Annotated in this window: 21 protein-coding genes and 1 other RNA gene; 10 read left to right on the top strand and 12 right to left on the bottom strand. The window is 32.2% G+C overall.

Features of this window, described 5'->3' with window-relative positions; all coding sequences use genetic code 11:
- Positions 1-7 precede the first annotated feature (7 nt).
- Positions 8-1,186, top strand: coding sequence for a THUMP-like domain-containing protein (locus tag BT107_RS00990; protein WP_072301892.1), 1,179 nt, complete (start codon positions 8-10; stop codon positions 1,184-1,186).
- 4 nt (positions 1,187-1,190) lie between these two features.
- Here the strand turns inward: BT107_RS00990 and BT107_RS00985 are convergent, their stop codons facing one another.
- From BT107_RS00985 to BT107_RS00975, 3 genes are all read right to left on the bottom strand, one after another.
- Positions 1,191-1,919, bottom strand: a complete 729-nt coding sequence (locus BT107_RS00985; RefSeq protein ID WP_072301891.1) for a M15 family metallopeptidase — start codon at positions 1,917-1,919, stop codon at positions 1,191-1,193.
- 95 nt (positions 1,920-2,014) lie between these two features.
- Entirely contained in the window at positions 2,015-2,722 is a 708-nt protein-coding gene (locus tag BT107_RS00980) for a gluconate 2-dehydrogenase subunit 3 family protein (RefSeq protein ID WP_072301890.1), read from the bottom strand.
- Positions 2,723-2,725: 3 nt separating this feature from the next.
- Positions 2,726-4,444, bottom strand: a complete 1,719-nt coding sequence (locus BT107_RS00975; RefSeq protein ID WP_072301889.1) for a GMC family oxidoreductase — start codon at positions 4,442-4,444, stop codon at positions 2,726-2,728.
- Positions 4,445-4,881: 437 nt separating this feature from the next.
- Here BT107_RS00975 and BT107_RS00970 point away from each other — a divergent pair, with 437 nt between their 5' ends.
- The 5 genes from BT107_RS00970 (at position 4,882) to BT107_RS00950 (ending at position 12,651) form a co-directional block, all read left to right on the top strand.
- Complete coding sequence (locus BT107_RS00970; protein ID WP_072301888.1) at positions 4,882-7,683, top strand: M16 family metallopeptidase; 2,802 nt, start codon at positions 4,882-4,884, stop codon at positions 7,681-7,683.
- Between the two features lie 6 nt (positions 7,684-7,689).
- Positions 7,690-9,069 (top strand): TlpA disulfide reductase family protein, encoded by a 1,380-nt coding sequence (locus tag BT107_RS00965; RefSeq protein WP_072301887.1) that lies wholly within the window; start codon positions 7,690-7,692, stop codon positions 9,067-9,069.
- A gap of 228 nt (positions 9,070-9,297) precedes the next feature.
- Positions 9,298-11,274, top strand: a complete 1,977-nt coding sequence (locus BT107_RS00960) for a protein-disulfide reductase DsbD family protein (protein WP_425291834.1) — start codon at positions 9,298-9,300, stop codon at positions 11,272-11,274.
- 47 nt (positions 11,275-11,321) lie between these two features.
- The gene (locus BT107_RS00955) at positions 11,322-11,771 is read left to right on the top strand and encodes a protein-disulfide reductase DsbD domain-containing protein (RefSeq protein ID WP_072301886.1); all 450 of its coding nucleotides are present in this window, start codon (positions 11,322-11,324) and stop codon (positions 11,769-11,771) included.
- Positions 11,772-11,937: 166 nt separating this feature from the next.
- Positions 11,938-12,651, top strand: a complete 714-nt coding sequence (locus BT107_RS00950; protein ID WP_072301885.1) for a YebC/PmpR family DNA-binding transcriptional regulator — start codon at positions 11,938-11,940, stop codon at positions 12,649-12,651.
- A gap of 75 nt (positions 12,652-12,726) precedes the next feature.
- On the opposite strand, the gene BT107_RS00945 is transcribed toward BT107_RS00950, so the two are convergent.
- The 7 genes from BT107_RS00945 to BT107_RS00915 all read right to left on the bottom strand — a co-directional run bounded on the left by BT107_RS00945 (position 12,727) and on the right by BT107_RS00915 (position 19,227).
- Positions 12,727-13,266 carry a 1-acyl-sn-glycerol-3-phosphate acyltransferase gene (locus tag BT107_RS00945; protein ID WP_084639064.1) on the bottom strand — a complete coding sequence of 180 codons (540 nt, stop codon included), beginning with the start codon at positions 13,264-13,266 and terminating at the stop codon, positions 12,727-12,729.
- Between the two features lie 47 nt (positions 13,267-13,313).
- Complete coding sequence (locus BT107_RS00940) at positions 13,314-14,447, bottom strand: FAD-dependent monooxygenase (protein ID WP_072301884.1); 1,134 nt, start codon at positions 14,445-14,447, stop codon at positions 13,314-13,316.
- A 93-nt stretch (positions 14,448-14,540) separates the two neighbouring features.
- A complete protein-coding gene (locus BT107_RS00935) occupies positions 14,541-15,620 on the bottom strand; it encodes an iron-containing alcohol dehydrogenase family protein (protein ID WP_072301883.1) in 1,080 nt (359 codons plus the stop codon).
- Positions 15,621-15,700: 80 nt separating this feature from the next.
- Entirely contained in the window at positions 15,701-16,405 is a 705-nt protein-coding gene (locus BT107_RS00930) for an HAD family hydrolase (protein ID WP_072301882.1), read from the bottom strand.
- A complete protein-coding gene (kdsB, locus tag BT107_RS00925) occupies positions 16,396-17,124 on the bottom strand; it encodes a 3-deoxy-manno-octulosonate cytidylyltransferase (RefSeq protein ID WP_072301881.1) in 729 nt (242 codons plus the stop codon). The genes BT107_RS00930 and kdsB overlap by 10 nt, the downstream gene beginning before the upstream one ends.
- A 12-nt stretch (positions 17,125-17,136) precedes the next feature.
- Positions 17,137-17,706: a DUF4126 domain-containing protein gene (locus BT107_RS00920; RefSeq protein ID WP_072301880.1), complete on the bottom strand. Its 570-nt coding sequence runs from the start codon at positions 17,704-17,706 to the stop codon at positions 17,137-17,139.
- 81 nt (positions 17,707-17,787) lie between these two features.
- Positions 17,788-19,227, bottom strand: coding sequence for an ATP-dependent DNA helicase (locus BT107_RS00915; RefSeq protein ID WP_072301879.1), 1,440 nt, complete (start codon positions 19,225-19,227; stop codon positions 17,788-17,790).
- A gap of 103 nt (positions 19,228-19,330) precedes the next feature.
- Between BT107_RS00915 and BT107_RS00910 the strand changes: the two genes are divergently transcribed.
- Genes BT107_RS00910 through BT107_RS00900 form a run of 3 tightly spaced genes read left to right on the top strand, consistent with a single transcriptional unit; the run spans position 19,331 to position 21,331 of the window.
- A complete protein-coding gene (locus BT107_RS00910; protein WP_072301878.1) occupies positions 19,331-19,984 on the top strand; it encodes a hypothetical protein in 654 nt (217 codons plus the stop codon).
- On the top strand, positions 19,962-20,789 hold the full coding sequence (locus BT107_RS00905) for a DUF3822 family protein (protein ID WP_072301877.1): 828 nt from the start codon (positions 19,962-19,964) through the stop codon (positions 20,787-20,789). Before BT107_RS00910 ends, BT107_RS00905 begins: the two co-directional genes overlap by 23 nt.
- Positions 20,789-21,331, top strand: coding sequence for an RsmD family RNA methyltransferase (locus BT107_RS00900; RefSeq protein ID WP_072301876.1), 543 nt, complete (start codon positions 20,789-20,791; stop codon positions 21,329-21,331). Before BT107_RS00905 ends, BT107_RS00900 begins: the two co-directional genes overlap by 1 nt.
- A gap of 5 nt (positions 21,332-21,336) precedes the next feature.
- Here the strand turns inward: BT107_RS00900 and rnpB are convergent.
- Positions 21,337-21,650: RNase P RNA component class A (gene rnpB / locus BT107_RS00895), an RNA gene on the bottom strand.
- A 122-nt stretch (positions 21,651-21,772) separates the two neighbouring features.
- Between rnpB and BT107_RS00890 the strand changes: the two genes are divergently transcribed.
- Positions 21,773-23,587, top strand: coding sequence for a DNA polymerase III subunit gamma/tau (locus BT107_RS00890; RefSeq protein ID WP_072301875.1), 1,815 nt, complete (start codon positions 21,773-21,775; stop codon positions 23,585-23,587).
- A 3-nt stretch (positions 23,588-23,590) separates the two neighbouring features.
- Here BT107_RS00890 and BT107_RS00885 read toward each other — a convergent pair whose 3' ends face one another.
- Complete coding sequence (locus BT107_RS00885) at positions 23,591-24,319, bottom strand: ThuA domain-containing protein (protein ID WP_072301874.1); 729 nt, start codon at positions 24,317-24,319, stop codon at positions 23,591-23,593.
- Positions 24,320-24,544 lie beyond the last annotated feature (225 nt).

Below are 24,544 nucleotides of genomic sequence, written 5' to 3'. Positions count from 1 at the left end.
TTTTAGTTTGAATACTGCTATTTTACATACCAACATACAAGATTTTATAACTGAAAATCTAGCTACAGATATTATGTCTGTATTGTTAAAAAAAAATACATTTAACGCTGTAGACAATAAAGAACTAGCAGAGCAAATTGAAGCCAAAAACAAGTGCAAAGACAAGTTACCTACTTGGTACAACACACCCTCTATTTATTACCCTAACAAACTAAATATAGAGCAAACGTCATCAGAAAAAACAGCAGCATACAAAGCATCTATTGTAAATAACAAAACACTTATAGACCTTACCGGAGGCTTAGGTGTAGATTGCTTTTTCTTCGCTAAAAAATTAACTACTGTTTACCATTGCGAAATCTCTAAGAACGTATCTAAAATAGCAACACACAACTTTAAAACGTTAGGTGCAAACAATATTAAAACCTATGCAGAAAATGGTTTAGAGTTTCTACAAAACACCGACCTCTTTTTTGATTGGATATACATTGATCCCTCTAGACGAAATGACGCCAAAGGAAAAGTCTTTTTTTTAGAAGATTGTTTGCCTAACGTACCAGAACATTTAGATTTAATTTTTAGCAAAGCTGATAACATTCTTATAAAAACATCACCGCTGTTAGATTTTTCAGTTGGTATAAAATCGTTACAAAATGTAAAAGAAATACACGTTGTAGCAGTAAACAATGAGGTAAAAGAATTATTATGGGTATTAAAAAAGGATTACACCTCAGATATCAATATAAAAACCATCAATATAACTAAAACTGAAGATGCTCTTTTTTCTTTTAATTATACAGATGAAAGGGAGGTTGCTTTAAATTACAATGAACCTCAACGTTATTTGTACGAACCCAATTCGGCTATTTTAAAATCTGGAGCATTTAAATCTGTTGCTGCTTATTACAATATAAATAAACTGCACGAGCATGCACATTTATACACTTCTACAAACTTAGTAGCTTTTGCAGGAAGACGTTTTACAATAGAAAAACAAATACCTTATAATAAAAAAGAGATACAACGCTTGCAACTTACAAAAGCTAATATTACAACCCGTAATTTCCCTGAAAGCGTTGTAAACATTCGTAAAAAGTTTAAAATTAAAGATGGTGGTACAAACTACCTGTTTTTTACTACAGATTGTAACAATAATAAAATTGTATTGTTGTGCAGTAAAGTATAACAAACTACTCTGGACAATCCCACTTAAAATTAGCCACCTTTGCATTAGACATTGCAGATAAATTGTAATGCCACCACTCTGTACGTATAGACCAAAAGCCGTGTTTCTCCATTGTTCCTTTTAACAATTTTCTATTTGCTAAAATTTCTTCAGGCAAATTGGTATTATCGTGATATGCTTTTTTACCAAAAAAATCAAAATCTGTTCCCATATCTACTTCTACACCGTCTAATGTCTCTAGTGTAATATCTACAGCACCACCTTTGTTGTGTATAGACCCTTTTTTAGGGTTTGCAACATATTGCGGATTTGGTACAATCTTCCACATTTTATACTGTACAGAATTTGGTCTGTAACAGTCAAAAAACTTAATACGGTATCCAAGTTTCATAAAATCTGCATTAGCAGCTAAAAGAGCTTTAGCAGTTTTTGCACGAGTGTAACACTCAGGGCAATTGTACACTTTTTCTTTTAAAAAATTATTAGCAGTTGCATAGCGTAAATCATAAGCAAAATCGCCACTAAAATCTGCTATACGTACAAATGTAGTATCTGCCAAACCTGTAAGAGATTTGTATTTTATTTCTTTTACCACTGGTGTAGCAACAACTGTGTCTTGTTTAATTGTAATTGTATCTTTTTGCACATCATTTAGCTTAGGAGTTGTTTTATTCTCTTTACAAGCTATTGACAAACTAACTAGTAATAATGGTAATAAGTGTTTTGGTTTCATTCTTCTGTTTTCTAATCATTTTATAAAAAGCAAAATTGCCTTTAGATTATAACTCCAAAGGCAATTTAACACTCTTAACTTAAAACTTAATTAGATTACGTAATTAAATTCATATCATCATCCCATTCTGCCATTACATTTCGTTTGCTTTGATCTACAAACTTAGGCATCCATTCCTTAGGATAAGATTTTCCGTGTTTATCTAATACATCTTGCGGCACTCCATCCCAAACATTGGGTGTATTACCTTTATATCCTAGATCTTCTATACCTTCTTTAGATGTGTAATAACCTGTTACTGTTAAATTACGTACTAAAGAAAAGAAATTTTGCTCGTATGTTGGCTCTTTCTCATCTGGAAAAGCAATACCATCTAGAATTACTTTTTGCTGTTCTGGCGTAGCTTTTTTAAACTCTACACTATAGTCTTTATTACTTTTATGATCTAACCACATTAAACCACCTTTAAGCTCTGTTTGATATGCTGGAATATCCTTAGCCATAAACTCTATAAAATCTGGCACACCAACATCTGTAGCACTACCATATTTTTCGTTTGCAGGTAAAATTAGTGCACATAAGACACCTAATGTTTCCATTTGGTGCTCATTAAAAAACTGTTCTGCGTTTAATTTTGCTATTTGTTCTTTTTCTTCAGGTGTACGACCAAAATATTTTTCGTCTACAGCTGCCTCTTCAGGTACAACTGCATCACTATCTGTTCCTGGTTTACATCCGTTTAAAGCTAAACCACCGGCTACACCACCAAGAATAATAGATTTTATACTTTTTCTTCTATCCATAACTTAGATATTTTGCTTTTTAAACTGTTCTACTATATAATCTGATGTTCTCCAAGCTAAGGCTAAAATTGTCCAAGTTGGATTTTTATCTGCTTGAGAAACAAAAGGTCCTGCATCTACTATAAACACATTGTCTACGTCATGCATTTGCTCGTATTGGTTAACAACAGATGTTTTTGGATTATCTCCCATACGTGTTGTACCAACCTCATGTATAATTTCTCCTGGCTTATTAAGTCCGTAATCTTGCTCTAATGTTGGTGTATCTCCTAACACCTTACCACCCATATTATGAATTATTTCTTCAAAGGTTTGTTGCATATGCTTGGCTTGGTTACGCTCGTAATCTGTCCACTGGTAATTAAAACGCAATACAGGGATACCAAATTCATCTACTGTATTAGGATCTATTTCACAATAGTTACTTTCTTGAGCAATAGATTCTCCTCTACCACCAAAACCTAAAGTAGCGCCGTAGTACTTTTTAACATCAGAACGTAAACTATTACCATAACCACCAACTTTTTCTCCAAAGTACTCGTTAAAGTTGTTAGGATTAAAACCAAAGCCGTAGTTTGGCATTCCCATACCTCCCCAAACTTCTATATGGTATCCTCTAGGGAAATCTAACTTTTTATTATCTAACCACCAAGGTGAATATACGTGCATACCACCTACCCCATCTTCGTTGTACATTTTACGGTCCATCATAGATGGTATAAAACCACCTCTACTAGCACCAGTAGAATCGTGTAAATATTTACCAATTAAACCACTACTGTTTCCTAAACCAGCAGGATGTTGCTCACTCTTAGAATTTAATAAAATACGTGCAGAACTACAAGCAGATGCTGCCATAACAACAACCTTACCTTTTAATCTGTATTCTTTGCGATCTTCTTTATTTATGTATAAAACACCAGTTGCCTTACCTTCATCATTAGTAGTAACCTCTCTAACCATAGAGTTCACAAATAAATCTATTTGTCCGCCATTATTTTGCGCCGGAAAAATTAAACAACTACCAGATGAAAAATCTGCGTAGTACTGGCAAGCTCTAGCACATTGCCCACAATACACACAAACACCACGATCTTTGTTTACTTTTTTAGTTACCATAGACATACGTGCAGGAATTACAGGAACTCCAGATTTTTTTGCACCATCCATATAGTACAACTCGTGCAATCTTGGTTTTGGTGCTGGCAAGAAAAAACCATCAGGCTCGTTAATAAGTCCTTCTTTAGAACCAAAAACACCAATTAATTTATCTACTTTATCATAATATGGTCTAACATCCTCATAACCAATAGGCCAGTTATCACCTAAACCATCTACATCTTTATGTTTAAAATCTCTTTCACTAAAACGCAGAGATATACGTCCCCAGTGATTGGTTCTACCACCAAGCATTCTAGATCTAAACCAATTAAATTTAGATCCATTTTTTTGCGTATACGGTTCTCCTTCTATATTCCAGCCACCTAAAGCCATATCAAACTCACCAAAGTCTCTTACGGTATTAGCACCTCTTCTTGGCGACTCGTAAGGCCATTTAAATTGTGTTTGTTGTTTAGGGTCTTTGGGGTCAAAAAATGGGCCTGCTTCTACTACAGCTACTTTAAGTCCGGCTTCTGACAAAACTTTAGTTGCCATACCTCCACCAGCACCAGAACCAACTATGATAACATCATACATAGTTGAAGATTCTATTATCTGCATATTAATTTAGTTTGAGTTAATTTGGTTAATTTCATTGATTAAAGCTACAAGTTAAGCAACTTCATTTATTTTTTGTTTGGTATTCATCAAAAAACAAAAGCTACTAATTTAGATTTTTTAATCTTATTACAATTTAAATTTATGTTAATACAAATAAACTTAGTGTTATTAATAGACGGATAACAAAATATCATCGACTAGCGTAAAAAATAAAAGGAACATACTAGTACACCATACATCTTACGTGTACGTAGCCTAAAACCTAATAAAAATAGGGGGGCAATGAAAAACAAAAAGTTAAAATATTTATTTTTTGTAACAAAACAAGAATAGGTAGACTTACTATTTATAATTTATTTAACAGTATAATAATAAGGGTATAGCATTATTTAACCGTCTCTTAATAATATACTAACAAAAACTAACACAATTTAAAAATGAAGAAAATCACAACTCTGCTTAGTTTATTTCTATGTATTGGGCTCTCTGCTCAGCAGTTAGATTTAAACCAACCACTGCCAGTAAACACTAAATTTAAAAAAGGTGTTTTACCAAACGGAATGACTTATTACATATATAATACAGACGTAACAAAAGGTGTTGCCAGTTATTATATTATACAAAATGTAGGTTCTATTTTAGAGAACGATGACCAACAAGGTTTAGCTCACTTTTTAGAGCATATGGCTTTTAATGGTACCAAAAACTTTGCTGGAAAAGGTATTTTAAATACACTACAAAAACACGGAGCTGTTTTTGGAAAAGATATTAATGCGTATACTGGTTTTGATGAAACCGTATATAATATGGATAATATACCAACTAAAGATGGTTTGGTAGATACTTGTTTATTGGTATTAAATGACTGGTCTAACTACCTATTACTTACAGACGAGGAGATTGATGCAGAACGTGGTGTTATTAAAGAAGAATGGAGAACACGCCAAAATGGTAGAATGAGAATTCTACAACAATCTTTACCTGTTATGTTTAACAACTCTAAATACAGCAATAGATTACCAATTGGCTTAATGGATGTTGTAGACAATTTTGAATACAAAGCTTTACGCGATTTTTACCATGATTGGTACCGTACAGATTTACAAGCTATTGCTATTGTTGGTGATATTAACGTAGACGAGATTGAGCAAAAAATAAAAGATAAATTTTCTAAAATTCCAGCTGTAAAAAGTCCCAAAGAACGTTTTTCTGTAGAGATTCCTGGAAACAAAGAAATGCTTTATAACATTGCTATGGATGAAGAGGTTTCTACTGCAAGTATTTCTTTCAGTATAAATCATCCTAAAACAATAAAAGACCAAACTGTAGGAGATTTAAAAGAATCGCTATTAAAAGGTATGGTAACTTCTATGTTATCTACAAGATTAAACGAGATTAGACAACAACCAGATGCTACTTTTTTAGGAGCTAGAGTTAGTTTTAGTGAAAAAGCTAGATTAAATAACGATTTTTCTGTTAGCATTAGCCCTAAGCCAGGACAACAGCAAGATGCTTTTAAAACAGTAATGGACGAAGTTAACAGAGCTGTTAAATTTGGATTTACAGACGGCGAAATAGATCGTATTAAAAAGCAATATGAAAGTTATTACGAAAATAGTATTAGTAAAGAAGATGATATGTCTCACGGACAACTTATTAACTCTATAAAAGCTAACTATTTATCTAATGAAACTATTACTCCTATTGCAGAAGAGTACAAAATTGTACAAGCAATATTTGCATCGGTAACTAAAGAAGATTTTCATACAATCATAAAAAACCTTTACACAAAAGAAAATAGAACACTTAACGTAACTGGTGTAAAAGGAAAAAAGAACTTAACTAAAGAAGAAGGTTTAGCTATAATTTCTGGATCAGAAAACAATAGTGAATTAACTGCTTATGCTGACGAGTTTAGTGGTAAAACTTTAATTTCTGGAACAACAATTAAAGCCGGTAGCATTGTATCTGAAGAAGAAAACAAAGAAACTGGCGCTACAATTTTTACACTAAGTAATGGTGCAAAAGTATATTACAAGTTTGCAGACAAAAACAAGAACGATGTAAAATTAACTGCTACTAGTTATGGTGGTACATCTTTACTAGAAGACAAAGACCTGCCATCTGCAAACATTATGGGTAACATAGTGCAAATGTCTGGTTTAGGGGAGTTTTCTGCAACAGAGTTACCTAAAGTATTAGCTGGCAAAACAGCAAACACAAGTGTTAACTTATCTAGTTTATCTGAAAGCATTAGTGGCTCTTCTACAACTAAAGATGTAGAGACTATGTTACAAATGGTTTATTTACGTTTTGAAAATCCTCGTTTTGATGAAGATGCATACAAGGTTTTACAAGGTAATATAACCAACTTTTTAGCAAGAAAAAGCAAAGATATTAACTCTAAAATGCAAGATAGCGTTACTGTTACACTTTATGGCGACAACAACCCTAAGGTACGTGTTATGGACGAGGCTTATATGCAAGATGTTTCATTTAATAAAATGAAAGAAATCTACTTAGACAGATTTAACAATGCAGCTGACTTTACATTCTTTATTGTAGGTGATGTACAAAAAGATGAGTTAAAGCCTTTATTAGCTAAATATATTGCTAGTATTTCTGCCAACACAACAAAAGAGAACTACAAAGTAGATCCTTCAGTTTGGGTAAATAATGCTACAGATAAAGATATTTTCTTGAAAATGGAAGATGAAAAAGGTTCTGTTAGAGTTGGTTATAAAAACGAAATGAAATACAGCCTTAAAAACGATATTTTAGCAAGTGCTTTAGGTGATATTTTACAATTAAGGATTACAGAAACAGTTAGAGAAGCAGAAGGCGGCGCATACTCTCCTAGAGCTGGTGCAGGTTTTTCTAAAAGACCAGTATCTGAAGGTAGCATTAGTGTTAGCTTTGATTGTAACCCTGATAAAGTAGACGATTTATTAAAAATTGTACACGCAGAAATCAAAAAAATAGGTGAAGGCGAAATTAGTCAAGTAGATTTAGATAAAACCTTAACTAACTTTATTAAAGAACGTAAAGAATCTAAAGATTATAATGGGTATGATATGAGCCTACTTCAAAACTATGTTTTAGAAGGTTATAATATGAACGATCCTAAGAATTTTGAAAACATTGTAAATTCAATTACAGTAAAAGACATTCAAAAATTCACTAAAACATTATTAAAAGGCGCAAAAACATACGAGATTGCGTTTAAACCTAAAAAATAATAACTAATGAAAAAATCAATTTATGTTTTAGGCCTAGCTGTAATAAGCTTAGCCTCTTGTAAAGAAGAAGTAGTAGCACCTATAGATTATGCTATAGTAACTGGTAAGGTTACTAATGCAACTACGAATCAAGTTTTAATTGCTAGTTATGAGAATAGAAAAGCAATTGACACGCTTACTTTAGCTGCAGATGGTTCTTTTGTAGATACTATACAATCTCCTAAAGGGCAGTATGCACTTATTAACGATAAAAACAGAACTAGTATCTATTTAGAAGAAGGTTTTAACATTAATTTTAGCGCAGACGCCAAAGACTTTGCAAAAAGTATAGCTATGACTGGTACTGGCTCTGTAGAAAACAATTTTTTTAAAGCCAAAAGTGAAAAAGAAGCTAAATTTAGAGACGGTACTAACCCTTATACTCTAGAAGAAGCTGCTTTTAAGGAAAAAATGGCAAGTCAAAAAGCAGCTATTAATTCTTTATTAGATGGTACAGAAGGTTTATCTGAGGCTTTTAAAACAACTCAGAAAAACGATAACAACTACAACTACCTTGTAAGTTTATCTAATTTTGAAAGTTACCACCAACATTATGCTCAAAAGCCAGACTTTAAAGTTTCTGAAAACTTTTTAGCGGAGTTAAGTGCTATTGACATTACTAACGAAGAGGACTTTAGCAACTCTAGTTCTTACAAATCTTTAGTAATTGCACACTATGGCAAAATTGCAGGAGATAAAGCAGAAAAGGATTCTATGTCTTATGACCTTGCTATGTTAAAAACAATTGCACCTATAGAGTCAGAGGTTATTAGAAATGGTTTATTAAAAGAAACTGTTTTTGGTATTACAGTTACAGAAAAACTAGATGAGTACTACAATACTTTTATGGCTGCTTCTACAGATGAAGATCAGAAAGAAACAGTAAAAGAGTATTACACTAAATTAAAGGCTGTAGAAGCAGGTAACCTTTCTCCTAAGTTTATTGGTTATGAAAACCACGCTGGAGGCAAAACATCTTTAGAAGATTTAAAAGGTAAATATGTATACATAGATGTTTGGGCTACTTGGTGTGGACCTTGTTTAGCAGAAATCCCTGCTTTAAAAGAAACTGAAGAAGCATACCATGGTAAAAACATAGAGTTTGTAAGTATCTCTGTAGATAGACCAGATGCTTATGAAAAATGGAAGCAAATGGTTGTAGACAAAGAATTAGGAGGTGTACAGTTATTAGCAGATAATAATTTTGACTCAGATTTTATTAAAGATTACGTTATACAAGGTATTCCTAAATTTATATTATTAGATACAGAAGGTAATATTGTAAATGCAAATGCTCCTAGACCATCTGACCCTAAGTTAAAAGAAGTTTTAAATAGCCTGTTATAATACAGTAAACTATACACTTTAAAATATAAAAATCATCTTGGTAATTTATCAAGATGATTTTTTTGTGCATTATTTTATACTAATTTGTCACCCAACTTAGTTATTTATTACTCTTATATTAAGAAAGCGTAAACTTAACTTTAAAATATTAACCAAATTTAACAACATTAAAGTAAGGGTTCTTTGTTATTTTTACGTCTTATATTATATATCCATAAATATTATATTTTGAATAAACGTACTTTTTATTTCCTACTAGTTATTTTTACTACTGTTTTTAGTAGTACTGTAAAAGCACAGATCTTAGACCCAGTAAGTTGGTCTACATCTGTAGAAAAAATTTCTGATACAGAATACGATTTAGTTATGAAAGCCAGTATAGACGCTTCATGGCATTTATATTCTCAAAAACTTGACGAAGGCGGACCAATAGCTACAAGTTTTACTTTTAAAGAAAGCGAGAATTATACGCTTGTTGGTACTCCTACTGAAGAAGAAGGACATTCTGCTCCAGAACCTGCTTTTAACAATATGATGGTAAAGTATTTTGAAAACTCTGCTACATTTAAACAACGTATAAAAATTATAAACAAAGAGTTATCTGTAGTTAACGGAGAAGTAAATTATATGGTGTGTAATGATACACAATGTTTAGCTCCTACTTACAAAGACATAGAGTTTAAATTTAGCACGGAAAAAGCAACAGTTGCTCCTGCTAAAAAAGAAACTACTTCTGAAAATAAAAATTCTAAAAAGGATGAAAGTAAAGGTCTATTCTCTATTTTCTTCCTTGCATTCTTATCTGGTTTTGCAGCCTTACTAACTCCTTGTGTATTTCCTATGATACCAATGACGGTTAGTTTTTTTACAAAACAAAGTAAGACAAAAGCCAAAGGAATACGTAACGCTATTATCTATGGTATTTCTATTATTGTAATATACTTATTATTAGGAATTATAGTTAGTGCTGTATTTGGTGCAGATGCTTTAAACGCATTGTCTACCAACGTATGGTTTAATGTTATTTTCTTTGTTCTACTATTAGTCTTTGCTGCATCATTCTTAGGTGCTTTTGAAATTATGTTACCTAACTCTTGGGCAAATAAAGTAGACAAACAAGCAGACCGTGGTGGCTTGGTTGGTATTTTCTTTATGGCACTAGCGTTAGCTATAGTATCTTTCTCTTGTACAGGACCAATTGTTGGTACATTATTAGTACAAGCTGCTTCTGGCGGTAGCCAAATAGGTCCAATTGTAGGTATGTTCGGTTTCTCTTTAGCAATTGCTTTACCATTTGCTTTATTTGCTGCTTTCCCAGGTTGGTTAAACTCTTTACCAAAATCTGGCGGATGGTTAAACTCTGTAAAAGTTGTTTTAGGATTTTTAGAACTTGCTTTAGCATTTAAATTCTTATCTAATGCAGATATGGTTTTACAAATGCACTTACTAGAACGCGAAGTATTTATAGCGATATGGATAGCCGTTTTTGGAGCCTTAACACTATACTTATTTGGTAAATTACAACTACCTCATGATTCACCATTAAAACATATATCTGTAGGTAGATTAAGTATGGGATTAATTACCCTTGCCTTTACAATATATATGATTCCTGGACTTTGGGGAGCACCATTAAATTTAATTAGTGCTTTTCCTCCACCACAACATTATAGCGAATCTCCTTATGGTGTTGGTAATATGCAAACTGGTGGTGGCACAGCTACACATACTCAAGAAATACCAGAAGGCGCACATTTAATGGCACCACATAACATACTTGCTTTTAATGATTATGAAAAAGGTTTAGCTTATGCTAAAAAAGTAAACAAACCCGTTATGATAGATTTTACAGGACACGCTTGTGTTAACTGTAGAAAAATGGAGCAAAACGTTTGGGTAAAAGACAATGTATTAGATGTTTTAAAGAATGATGTTATCTTGATTTCTTTATATGTTGATGAAAAAATAAAGTTTGAAGGTGAAGCTCCTGAATCTAAATTACGTCCTGGTAAAAAATTACGCTATACAGGTCAGCAATGGAGTGAACTACAACAATTGCGATATGGTACAAATGCACAACCATATTACGTTCTTATAGACCATAATGAAGAAAATTTAAATGCCCCAGTTGCTTATACACCAGATGTAGAAGAATATCACAACTGGTTAAAAGAAGGTGTTGGTAACTTTACATCTAAAAAATAATTGGTACGCATTTTGCAAACCTAAAGTATAACCTAAAAAAACAAATAATGAAAAAATACATTTTAGCAGCCGTAGTTTTAATGCTTAGTATTAGTTCTTATGGACAAATATTAGATCCGGTAAAATGGACAACATCAGTTAAAAAAATATCTGCAACTGAGTATGATTTAATTGCTACAGCAACAATAGATGCTGGTTGGCATTTATACTCACAAAACGTAGCTGAAGGTGGACCAATAGCTACTACTTTTATCTTTGAAGAAGGTAGTAACTATAAACTATCTGGTAAAACAATAGAAGAAAAAGGACATACTGTAGATGACAAAATGTTTAATATGAAAATTACATATTTTGAAGGTAAAGCTAAATTTACACAACGTGTTAAATTGGCAAAACCTGGCAAAACAAGTATTGTTGCAGAAGTAGAGTTTATGGTTTGTGACGACTCTAGATGTTTACCTCCAACTTATGTAGATTTAGATTTTACTATACAATAGAAGAAAAACACATAAATAAGACCAAAAAGAGAGTTGCCAATTGGTAACTCTCTTTTTTTTTATACACAAAACTCAATTTAGTTAGCTAAAAGACTAGTCATCATTTGCTACGCTATTAAAATTTCTTAAATTTGCCTTTATACTAATTTTTATAGCATTTTAATTTATGGGAAGAGCGTTTGAGTTTAGAAAAGCACGAAAAATGAAACGTTGGTCTGCAATGTCTAAAGCATTTACTCGTATTGGTAAAGATATTGTAATGGCTGTAAAGGATGGCGGACCAGATCCTGACACTAACTCACGTTTAAGAGCTGTTATACAAAATGCAAAGGCTGTAAATATGCCTAAAGATAATGTTGAGCGTGCTATTAAAAGAGCATCTGACAAAAGTCTTGGTGATTATAAAGAAGTGCTTTTTGAAGGTTACGCTCCTCACGGTATTGCAATTTTAGTAGAAACTGCTACAGATAACAATACAAGAACAGTTGCAAACGTACGTAGCTACTTTAATAAATGCAATGGTAGCTTAGGAACTTCTGGTTCTGTAGAGTTTATGTTTGACCATACTTGCAACTTTAGAATACCTGCTGAAGGATTAGACCCGGAAGAATTAGAATTAGAATTGATAGATTTTGGTGCCGAAGAGGTCTTTGTAGATGATGATGGTATTTTAATTTATGCTCCTTTTGAAAGTTTTGGTGCTATACAAAAAGAATTAGAATCTAGAGAATTAGAAATATTATCTTCAGGTTTTGAACGTATACCTCAAGTAACTAAAGCTCTTGATAACGAAGAACACGTTGCAGAAGTAGAAAAACTTTTAGAAAAATTAGAAGAAGATGATGACGTACAAAACGTTTATCATTCTATGCAAGAATAAAACATAACAAATTCATATAAAAAGCCCTCAAAATAAAATTTTGAGGGCTTTTTTTTTTATCAAACTTAAAAATAATTACATATTTCTTTTTACTCTACCCTCTACTCCTTTAAAAAAAGCTTCGTAGGTTTTAAAATCTAATTCTGTATTATCGGTAGTACGTATAGCTTCAGATATCTTTATTTCTTTTTTACCATAATCAAAGGCAACCAAAACCACAGGTACATTAGCTTGTTTAGCTATATAGTAAAAACCTGTTTTCCATTTAGTAACCTTGCTACGCGTGCCTTCAGGAGCTAATGTTAAGTGTATTTTTTTTGTGTTTTTTATTAAGTCTGCACAAGCATCTACAAAATTATTGCTTTTTGTACGATCTATTGGCATACCACCTTGCCATCTAAAATACCATCCATAAGGCCATTTAAACAAGCTTTTTTTTCCAACAAAATTAAACTCTTCATTAAGGACTCTACGTATAAGTAAACCCATAAAAAAATCTAAATTACTAGTGTGTGGCACTACTATTACAACACATTTATCAATTTTAGGAAAAGCCCCATTTACGGTCCACCCCATTATTTTAAAATATATAAATTTAGCTAGTGCATGCATCATCTTTCTTCCTCTTAATCATTATTACAATAGTGAGATACAAAAATACATTACTCTTTATCTAAAGTATAGATGTAATGCATTTTTTTATCTATCATAGATTTTGGCATACTTTTAAACACCATATTTCTAATACTTGCACCAAAACCTATATGTGCAACTTTACCCGTTAACCAAGACTGATTTACAATAGATGATACCTTTTTGTATCTTACTTTTTGAAACTCCTTAAAAGCATCTTTTGTTGTATTTTCTGCTATAACTTTTGATAAAAAATAAGCATCTTCTATAGCCTGTGCTCCACCTTGTCCCATATTTGGTGTTGTAGCGTGCCCAGCATCACCCAATAAACAAACCCTATTAGAATACCATTTTTTAATTGGCTTAAGGTCTATAATATCATTCCTAAGAATTGCATTAATATCTGTATTTGCTATTAGGTCTTTAACAATACTTGTATAATCCGCATACCTTGCAAGTAAATCTTCTTTTAGAATCTCTCTATTATCTGTTAAAAATGGTTTACTCTTAACTACCGCAAACCAAGATGTTTTATCTTTAGAAAGCCTAGAAATACCAAATCGGGTCTCTTTTCCCCACATTTCTAAACCTCTATGATTAAACTCTTCCCCTATTGAAAAACTAGTAACACCTCGCCAACATGTTTGTCCGCTATATCTAATTTCACTTTCTGGAAAAAGTTGTTTACGTATTACTGAGTTTATACCATCTGCTGCTATTAAATAGTCTGTTTTAGTTGTTGTACCATCTAAAAAAGTAAGTGTTATATTCTCTTTATTTTCTACATAACTACTTAACCCTTTTCCCCAACTAATTTTATCTGTTGGTACATTCTTAGCTAGTACTTTTTGTAACTCTGCTCTATGTATAGCTACTGTAGAATACCCATACTGTTCTTTAGCATCATCTTGCTTACTATCTGTTAGGGTTTTTAAGGTAGATGTTGCTATGGTTATACGATCTATAGAGTTACCCGCTAATTTTATCTGATCTAAAATACCCAACCACTCAAACACCTTTAAAGCGTTTGGAGCTAACCAAATACCTGCACCAATAGCATTTATAGTAGCTGCTTTTTCATACAAATGATATGGTATGTTTAGCTTTTCAAAAGCCAAAGCAGTTGTTAACCCTCCTATTCCAGCACCTATAATAACGTACATTTTGTTCTAATTTATAGTTATCTATAAAATTACTACAAAAAAAGCCGAAAGTGAATAAACACTTTCGGCTTTTTAATAACTTATATAACTTTACTATATTTTCTTGTAAATTGACTTTAATTTCTCTGGAGTTGCTGTTTTTTTCCAATCTTTTCCTAAGGCATTTTCCCAAAGTGGCTCTAAACTTAATGCAACATTAATCATTGTTGTAAACTCATCATCTGTAAGATCTTTACAAATACCAGTTGGCAATGTAATGTTATGCTTGTCCATCATCTTATAAAATACTTTTACACCTTCTGGGTAAAATTCTTCTAAATGATTAAACACCAAACAGTTTCCTATACCGTGTTTTACACCTAATAAATAAGACAATCCGTAGCTTAATGCATGCGCAACACCTACTTGAGAGTAAGCAATACTCATACCACCGTGCCAAGACGCCATCATTAATTTATCTCTAGATTCTGATTCTGGAATATCTTTTAAGTACACATCATGACAAAGTTCCATTGCTTTTTCACCATAACTCTGACTAAAAGCATTTAAAAAAGTACCTTCTAAAGATTCTACACAGTGTATATAACAATCCATACCTGTATAAAACCACTGATCTTTTGATACTCCTTGTGTTAAATCTGGATCTAAAACAACCTGATCAAAAGGAGTGTAATCTGAATTTATACCTAATTTACGTTCTGGCCCTAACAATACTGTTGTTCTAGAAACTTCTGCTCCTGTACCGCTAATTGTTGGTACACCTACGTGGTAAACTGCTGGGTTTTTAACTAAATCCCATCCTTGGTATTCTGCAGAACTACCAGGGTTAGTTAACATTATAGCTACAGCTTTAGCCATATCTAACAATGTACCACCACCAATACCAATAATACCAGAAGGCAACTCATTATATTCTGCCTTAATTTGCTCTACCAAAGCATCTACTTGGTATGTTTTTGGTTCAAATTCTGATGAAACAAAAATAGTTTTATCATTTTCTACCAAAGGTATTCTTGTAGCTAGTTCTTTTCCTTCAAAAACATCATCAATTAAAAAAATAAAAGGAGCCGTAGCACTTTTACGTTTCAACTTTAAAATGTCTCCTATTTGGCTAAAACTACCGTTCCCAAAAATTACTCTAGGTACCATTGGGAAGTTTCTATATGTTGTCATAGTATTACATCTATTTAATATGATAGTACAAATTTAAGTAAACCTATCTGGTTATGTATATTTCTTTTTCTTAAAATATGTTATTTTAAATAAGATAAAATATCTTCAATCTTATCTAAAGTTAAATAATTATTAGATTCTTGTTCTTCTTTAGAAACCATTTCATGTACCCAAGTGGTATGAAAAGGAATGTGTACCGCCTGTGCTCCTAACTTTACAATTGGTAACACATCAGACTTTAAAGAATTACCAAGCATTATAAATTCTGATGTTTTAATTTGAAGATGATCTAACAAGTTTTTATAGTTCTCCTCTTTTTTGTCGCTTAAAACTTCTACGTGATGAAAATATTTTTGCAGACCAGACTTTGCTAACTTCTGCTCTTGGTCTAGTAAATCTCCTTTAGTTAAAACTATTAATCTGTATTTAGATTGAAGCTTTTGTAAAACAGACTCAACACCAGGTAATAACTCTACCGGTTGCGCTATCATCTCTTTACCAATATCTAAAATTTTTGCTATTACAGAATTGCTTACCTTGTTGTTAGACAGCTCTAAAGCCGACTCTACCATAGACAATACAAATGCTTTTATGCCGTACCCGTAACGACCTAAATTTTGCATTTCCATTTTAAACAATTCCTGATCTATTTTATTTTTAGTCTCGTACCCCTCTAATAACTCTGCAAAACGCTCTTCTGCTTCTCTAAAGTACGTTTCATTAACCCAAAGTGTATCATCAGCATCAAAACCAATAACTTTTATATTCTTGTAATCTACTTCCATTCTGCCTGTGCTCTTTCTAGATCTTCTGGGGTATCTATCTCTATACCAGAAGTATTATCTACAATCATTTTTATTTTTTTACCATATTCTAAGTAGCGTATACACTCTACTTTTTCTGATGCTTCTAAAGGCAACATTGGTAAATTATAAAAATCCATTAAAGCAGACTTTCTAAAAGCATAAACACCTTTGTGCTCATAATATTTAAGATCAACATTTTTTTCTCTTGGGTATGGTATTGGAGAACGAGAAAAGTACAATGCAAAATTTCTGTTATCTACTATAACTTTTACAAAATTTGGGTCTTTAATATCTTCTTCATTTGTCATTTCTGACATAATTGTGGCAAGATCTATTTCTTTTGTTTCATCGTTTTTAAAAACAGACAGTAACTCTTCTAGTCCTTCTTTAGGAGTAAAAGGCTCATCACCCTGAATGTTAAAAACAATATCTACGTCCATATTTTCTACAGCCTCTGCTATACGGTCACTACCACACTCGTGTTCTTTAATACTCATTATAGCCTTACCGCCAGCTTCTGTAATGGTATTGTAAATAGTATCGCTATCTGTAACCACAAATACATCATCAAACAAATTTGTATTTACAGCAGTTTCATAAGTTCTAACAATTACGGGCTTACCCGCTAAATTTTGCATTAGTTTACCCGGAAATCTAGATGCTGCATAACGTGCAGGAATCATTGCAATAATCTTCATGTATATCTTTTTCTATTGTTTTCGTTTGGGCATTAATTTTCTGTACATTCTAAAAATTAATGTCAATATTATTACCACCAAAACAGCTCCTATTACTGGTGCTATTATGGCTGCTGTAGATACAACTACTGCTGTACCTGTTTCTACTGTTGCTACTATTGGGTTTGCTAAACCACCAGTTGTTGCTGTAGATGTTAACCTACCAGCTGCAGAGGTCCCCTTTATAGCTGTGGCTGTACCACCACCTGCTATTATAGCTAGAGACCAAGTTACTACCGGGTCTAAATTAGCTACTGTAGATACCATTACCGCTGTACCAGCTATAGCGGCCAAAGGTACGGCAGCAGTATCCAAAATATTGTCTACCCAAGGAATAAAATAAGCAAAAACTTCTACAAATGTAGCTACACCTAAAACTATTAAGGCTGGTAAACTACCTATCCAATCCCAATTTCCGTTTAGTTCCCAAACCCCAAAATATGCGGCTAAACTTAACGCAAAGAGTGGCAAAAAGACTCTAAAACCCACAGATGTGGCTAATCCTATTCCTAAAAATATGCTTATTATTGTTTCTGTTGTCATTACTAATGGTTTTATGTGTTTATAATTGCTAAAAAAAGCAACTATTGCTTAGTTATACACATATATTATACCAAAAATAGGTTATTCCCAATCAAGAAAAAAATCGTTCTTAAATCCTATAAGATACAGTTTATTTTTTGCTCTTGTTACAGCAGTATATAGCCAACGTAAATAATCTTTGTCTATACCGTTGGGCAAATACGGCTGTTCTACAAATACGGTATCCCATTGTCCACCTTGAGATTTATGACATGTAATAGCATACGAGAATTTTACCTGTAAAGCATTAAAATATTTGTTATTTTTAACCTTTAAAAATTTTTTATATTTAGAAGTTTCATCTGCATAATCTAGCATTACTTCTTGATATAATCTATTACTATCCTCATAAGGTAAAGACGGTGTTTCTGCATCTATGGTATCTAACATTAAAACAGTCTCAAAAGGAGGCATATTAGGATAATCTACCATTTTTACGTTTACCTCTGCAAACTTAAAACCGTACAATTCTTTAATTGCAAAAATCTCTAAAATCTCTATAATGTCTCCGTTAGCAATAAAGCCCGCCTCTGTGGTTGGCTTAATCCAGAAGTAGTTGTTTTTAACCACCATCATATAATCACCAGTAGCAATTACATTTTCAAGATATAAAATTCTGCCTCTAATATTAGCGTTATACAAATTAGCTCGTTTGTTAGAACGTACTATAAAAGCTGTTTCTTCTTTTCCGTTCTGAGAATAAGAATCTTCTATAGCTTCTAAAATATCGTTCCCTTCTATTAAACGTACAATGTCTTTATACGGATTAACATCAAACTTAAAATCTTCAAAAAAACTACCGTGTAATTGTTCTCGTAAATTTGTTGCGTTCATTAAAATACCTGAGTCTTCAGCTTGTCTCATTACTTCATCTAGCTCTACTCTAGTTACTTCTTTATTGTAATTTAGAGACAAACGGTCTTCATCTAAAGCCGGACTAATATCTAATCTAACGGGTGGCAACTGAGCCGTATCTCCTATTAAAATTAGTTTGCAATTTTTTCCAGAATACACATAAGACATTAAGTCATCTAACAAAGAACCGTTTTCAAATAACTTAGAATCAGATGGTGCATCTGGTATCATAGAAGCTTCATCTACTACAAAAACTGTATTTGTATGTTTATTTGGTGCTAGCGTAAATTGTATACCACCACCACTTTGTTTTTTAGGAAAATATATTTTCTTGTGTATAGTTAGCGCCTTTGTGTTTGCGTAATTAGACATTACTTTGGCTGCTCTACCTGTAGGCGCTAACAAAACGGCTTTCATTTTAACATGCCATAAATTTGTTACAATTGTGCCTATAATTGTTGTTTTTCCTGTACCAGCATACCCTTTTAACAGAAATAGCGTGTCTTTTTCTGTTGAAATTAGAAACTGAGAGAGCTTTTCTAAAGTTATAAGTTGCTTTAAAGTAGGCTCAAAAGGAAATTTATCTTTTAAAATTGTAAAAAATGATGTTGAGGTAGGTAGATTCATATGTGTTCAAAGATAATGATGAAATTTAAGGTGAAATACTTTTGTGATTAAAAAAAAATTGTAGATTTGTGTCAAACCACTAAATAAAAACAACAGTATACTGATGAAAACCGTAATTAAAATTGTTCTTTGGTTAGCAGCTATCTTTTTTGGATACATGATCTACCAATCTGTAAATGGTCCTATAGAATTTAAAAAAGTAAAACAAGAGCGCTTCCAAGCTGTAGTAAATTCTCTAAAAGATATTAGAGATGTACAAGAAGCTCATAAATCTGCCACTGGTAAATTTGCTCCTAATTTTAAAGCTTTAGTTAATTTTGTAGAAAAAGGAAACTACTATATTATACAACAGAGAGATTCTTCTTATATGGAGTATGATAAAGATTTTGGCATTGATTTACAAAGAGATGTAAAAATTGTAGATACTTTAAGCATAGTACCTGTTAAAGATTCTTTATTTAAGTCTGATAAGAGATACGAAAGAATGATGTATGTTCCTTTCTCTGAAGATGGTAAAGCTGAATTTAAAATGAGTACAGCTACTATTGAAAAAGGTGGTAAAGCTGTTTCTGTATTTAAAGCATCAACTAAAAAAGATGTTGTTTTATATGATCAGCCTAAAGATTTAACAGAAAGAGAAAAAGTTTTAAATAGTGTTGAAGAAATAAACGGCGATGAAATTATTGTTGGTGACTTAGAAGATGTAAGCACTAGTGGTAACTGGCCTCCAATCTATGACAGAAAAGAAAAAAAATAATACGTTAGATTCTACATCTAATTATAAAAAATTGTCCATTCAAATTAGTTTGAATGGACTTTCTTTTTGTGTTGTTGATACTTTAGATAATTCTATTATAGTATCAGACCAAAAAACTTTTGATGAAGAACTAAACCCTATTGAGTTAGAAAAAGAGTTGGTAACTATGTTTACAGAACATAAAATTACCGAGCAAGAGTTTTCTGAAGTCATAGGTATACATAGAAATACACTATTTTGTTTTGTTCCTAAACCGTTGTTTATTGAGGATGAAGCAAAAAATTATTTGAAATACAATACCAAAGTTTTAGCTACAGACTTACTAGCGCAAGACGAAATTACCAACTACGACATTATAAATGTATATGTACCATTGGTTAACATAAATAATTACATCTATGATCTATTTGGTGAGTTTACATACAAACACAGCTCGTCTATACTAATTACTTCTTTGCTAAACGCAAATACAAATAATGACATTACTTGTTATATTTACGCCTCTGAAAAACAGATGGATATAACAGTTTTAGACAAAAAGAAATTATTGCTTTTTAATAGTTTTGAGTATACTACCACTGAAGACTTTTTATACTATTTACTTTTTACTTGCGAGCAATTAAAATTAAATAACGAAACCCTACTACTTAGACTTTTTGGAGAAATAGAGGAGGATAGTGATATTTACAAAGGAAGCTACAAGCATTTTAAAAATGTTTCTATATATGCTCCAGACAGTAGTACTTTTCAATTAGGAGATTACACTAAAAAAAACATTGACCTTACCATCTTAAACGCTCTATAATGCGCATAATATCTGGAAAACATAAAAGCAAACGTATAACAGCTCCTAAAAGACTGCCTGTTAGACCAACAACTGATATGGCTAAAGAAGCCATTTTTAACATCTTGAACAATCATTATTATTTTGAAGATGTTAGTCTTTTAGACTTATTTTCTGGCACAGGCAACATTAGTTACGAGTTTGCTTCTCGTGGTACAGAAAATATTATTTGTGTAGATGCAGATTATGGCTGCATTAAATTTATAAATCAAACTGCAAAAGAACTAGAGTTTAATTTATCTACTGTAAAAAGTGATGTTTTTAAATATCTAGAACGCACTTCTATAAAGTCTAATGTAATTTTTGCAGATCCACCGTACGATTTATCTTTAGAAAACTTTTCTAAAATTCCAGAACTAGTTTTTAAAAATGAATTACTTCTAGAAGACGGAATGTTGATAGTAGAGCACTCTAAACACACAAAATTAGAACACCTACCACATTTCTCTTATGCAAAAAGATACGGAGGAAGTGTTTTTAGCTTTTTTGAAAATAAAATCTGAAGAATAAAAAGAGCAGGCAATAAGCCGGATTCTGTAAAGTTCCTAAAAGAAACTCCTCTATCATTTATCTAGGCTTTTGGTTACCCAAAAGCTCAAACCGCCTACCCTTTAGCTTGGGCGTGTACCCTTATAACGCTAATTTACATGGCGTTGCACCGCATAGAGTTTACCTGGTTTCACTACAGCATTACCTGTACATACTTTCTGCTGCACTTGTCCTCGTCTTACAACGGACGGGCGTTACCCGCTATGCTGCACTATGGTGTCCGGACTTTCCTCTTTACAAATTAAATTGTAAAGCGATAGAGTAACCTGCTCGTGGCAAAGGTAATTTAATTGTTGATAAGTAAGTACTATATCTTTACAAAATACAAGGTAAAATAAGAGGGTATTTTTATATTTGTAGTGTTAACAGTAGTTCACTAAAAAAAAGCAATATAATTGGAACCATTTGTAGTATCAGCTAGGAAATACAGACCACAAACATTTAAAGATGTTGTGGGGCAACAAGCTATTACAAATACACTTTTAAATGCCATACAAAACAATCATTTAGCGCAAGCTTTATTGTTTACAGGTCCTAGAGGTGTTGGTAAAACTACATGTGCTCGTATTTTAGCAAAAATGATTAATTCTGACGGTGAAGAACAGTCTGAAGAAGATTTTGCTTTTAATATTTTTGAACTCGATGCTGCCTCTAATAACTCTGTAGATGGCATTAGAAGTTTAATAGACCAAGTACGTATACCACCACAAGTTGGTAAATACAAAGTTTATATTATTGATGAGGTACATATGTTATCTCAGGCAGCCTTTAATGCTTTTCTAAAAACATTAGAAGAACCGCCTAAACACGCTATTTTTATTTTAGCAACTACCGAAAAACATAAAATTATACCAACGATTCTGTCTCGTTGTCAGATATTCGACTTTAAGAGAATAACAGTAAAAGACGCAGCAGAATATTTAAAATACATTGCAGAAAATCAAGGTATAGAAGCAGATGATGATGCTTTACATATTATTGCTCAAAAAGCAGATGGTGCAATGCGAGATGCTCTTTCTATATTTGATAGGGTTGTTAGTTTCTCTGGGAAGCAGCTTACACGTAAGGCTGTAACAGAAAATTTAAACGTATTAGATTACGACACCTACTTTACAACTACAGATTATATTTTACAAAACGATATACCATCTTTACTAATCTTGTTTAACACTACACTTAGTAAAGGTTTTGATGGACATCATTTTATTATAGGTCTTGCATCTCACTTTAGAGATTTAATGGTATGTAAACACCCTAATACTGTAGATTTACTTGAGGTTGGCGATGAAGCCAAGAAAAGATATCTAAAACAGTCACAACAAACCAACAATGCATTTCTTCTAAAAGCAATAGACATTGCAAACAGCACAGATTTAGACTACAAGACAAGTAAAAATCAGCGCTTGTTAATAGAACTTGCCTTAATGAAATTAGCCTCTATCACTTTTGATGGAGAAAAAAAAAATCCTGAATCTATAGCATTAAGCAACCAAATTATATCACTGGTTCCTGCATCTCATTTCAGAAATATAGAGTTAGCCAATACAAAGGCTACAACAAATAACTCTACTACTAACCAGAATGAAACTGCGCCTACAGAGACCAAAGAACAAATAACTGTTGCAGACACTAAACCAATTGTAGTTCCTACAACAGCCACCCCTACTGTTATAACCAAAGAAACAAGTGTAACAACAGCAGAAATTACTCCACCTCCTGCCATAAAAAAACTAGACATTAATGCTCCTAAAAGAGTTTCTGGCTTATCATTATCTAGTTTAAAAGCAAAACAAGAGCATAAACTAAATAAAATTGATGTTGTAATTGACGAAAGCACTCTTCCTGATGATGATTTTACAGAAGAAAAACTACAGGAGTTATGGAATATCTTTGTTGATAAAATAGAAGCCGAAGGACAGCGTATTTTAGCATCTAACTTACATAGTGATACACCAACGTTAAAAGACAGAACAACAATTGCCATACAATTGCCTAACGACACTATGAAAAAAGAGGTTGAACGTGAAAAGTTTGATCTTATGGAGTACCTAAAAAAGGAACTTAACAACTACTTTATAACTTTAGAAATTACGGTTAACGAAGAAGCTATAAAGAAATTTGCTTTTACTCCAGAAGAAAAATATCAAAAACTTAGAGAAAAAAATCCTGTAATAGACTTGCTACGACAGGAATTTGATTTAAGTATTTAACCTTTACTTCTTCTCTCCCATTGCATATTTTATACCACCATATAAATGCTGTAAAAATACAGGGTTTTCAAAAGTTACATTAGTGTGGCCTAATCCCGTATAAAAAGCTCTACCTCCATCATAATCATGATACCAAGCCATTGGATGATTATCACCATTTGTACCGCCAGAGTAACTCTTTTCATCAATATCTAGTAATACATTTACATCTTCATTTAAATCTTTGTAGTTATACCATTCATCAACCTTTTCCCAAGTGGCATCTAACATTTTAGTAGCTAAATGAGTATTATCTATAACTTGTAATGTTGCCTTCTGAACTTTAGGGTGACCATTAAAATACCCGCCAACCAACTTATTATACCAAGGCCAACTGTATTCTGCATCTGCAGCAGCGTGTATACCAACATAACCACCCCCAGATTTTATATATTTTTCAAAAGCTGCTTGCTGCTCATCATTTAATATATCTCCCGTAGTATTCAAAAAAACAACCGCTTTATATTGCTTTAAATTAGATTCTGTAAACATCTTTGCATCTGCTGTAGTATCAATAACAAATTTATGATCGTTAGCCATTTTTTCTAATGCTACTACTCCACTTTCTATAGATCCGTGCCTAAAGCCTTCTGTTTTAGTAAACACTAAAACTTTAGGACTTTGTAAGCCGCAAGAAAAAAAGGAAATACTTAAAAATATAAATACAAAAACTTTTAAAAATATAGATTTCATGAAATGATAGTTTATTAAATGGTTGTTCTTAATTAATGGTAAGGTAATAAATTTATGAAAAGCTAAACCATTTATTTTTAAATAGATACAGAAAAGCAAACTAATATAAACTAGACAAAAAGTCAACAAAAAACATACAAACAACTAACATACAATAATTTAATACAAATACAAGAGCATTAGAGAATATGTAATGATTTAACAAATAGTACAGATTTGTTACTT

The organism is Cellulophaga fucicola (assembly GCF_900119145.1).
GTDB lineage: Bacteria > Bacteroidota > Bacteroidia > Flavobacteriales > Flavobacteriaceae > Cellulophaga > Cellulophaga fucicola.
Note: the sequence above shows the minus strand (reverse complement) of the source record. Positions and strands in the feature narration are given on the sequence as shown.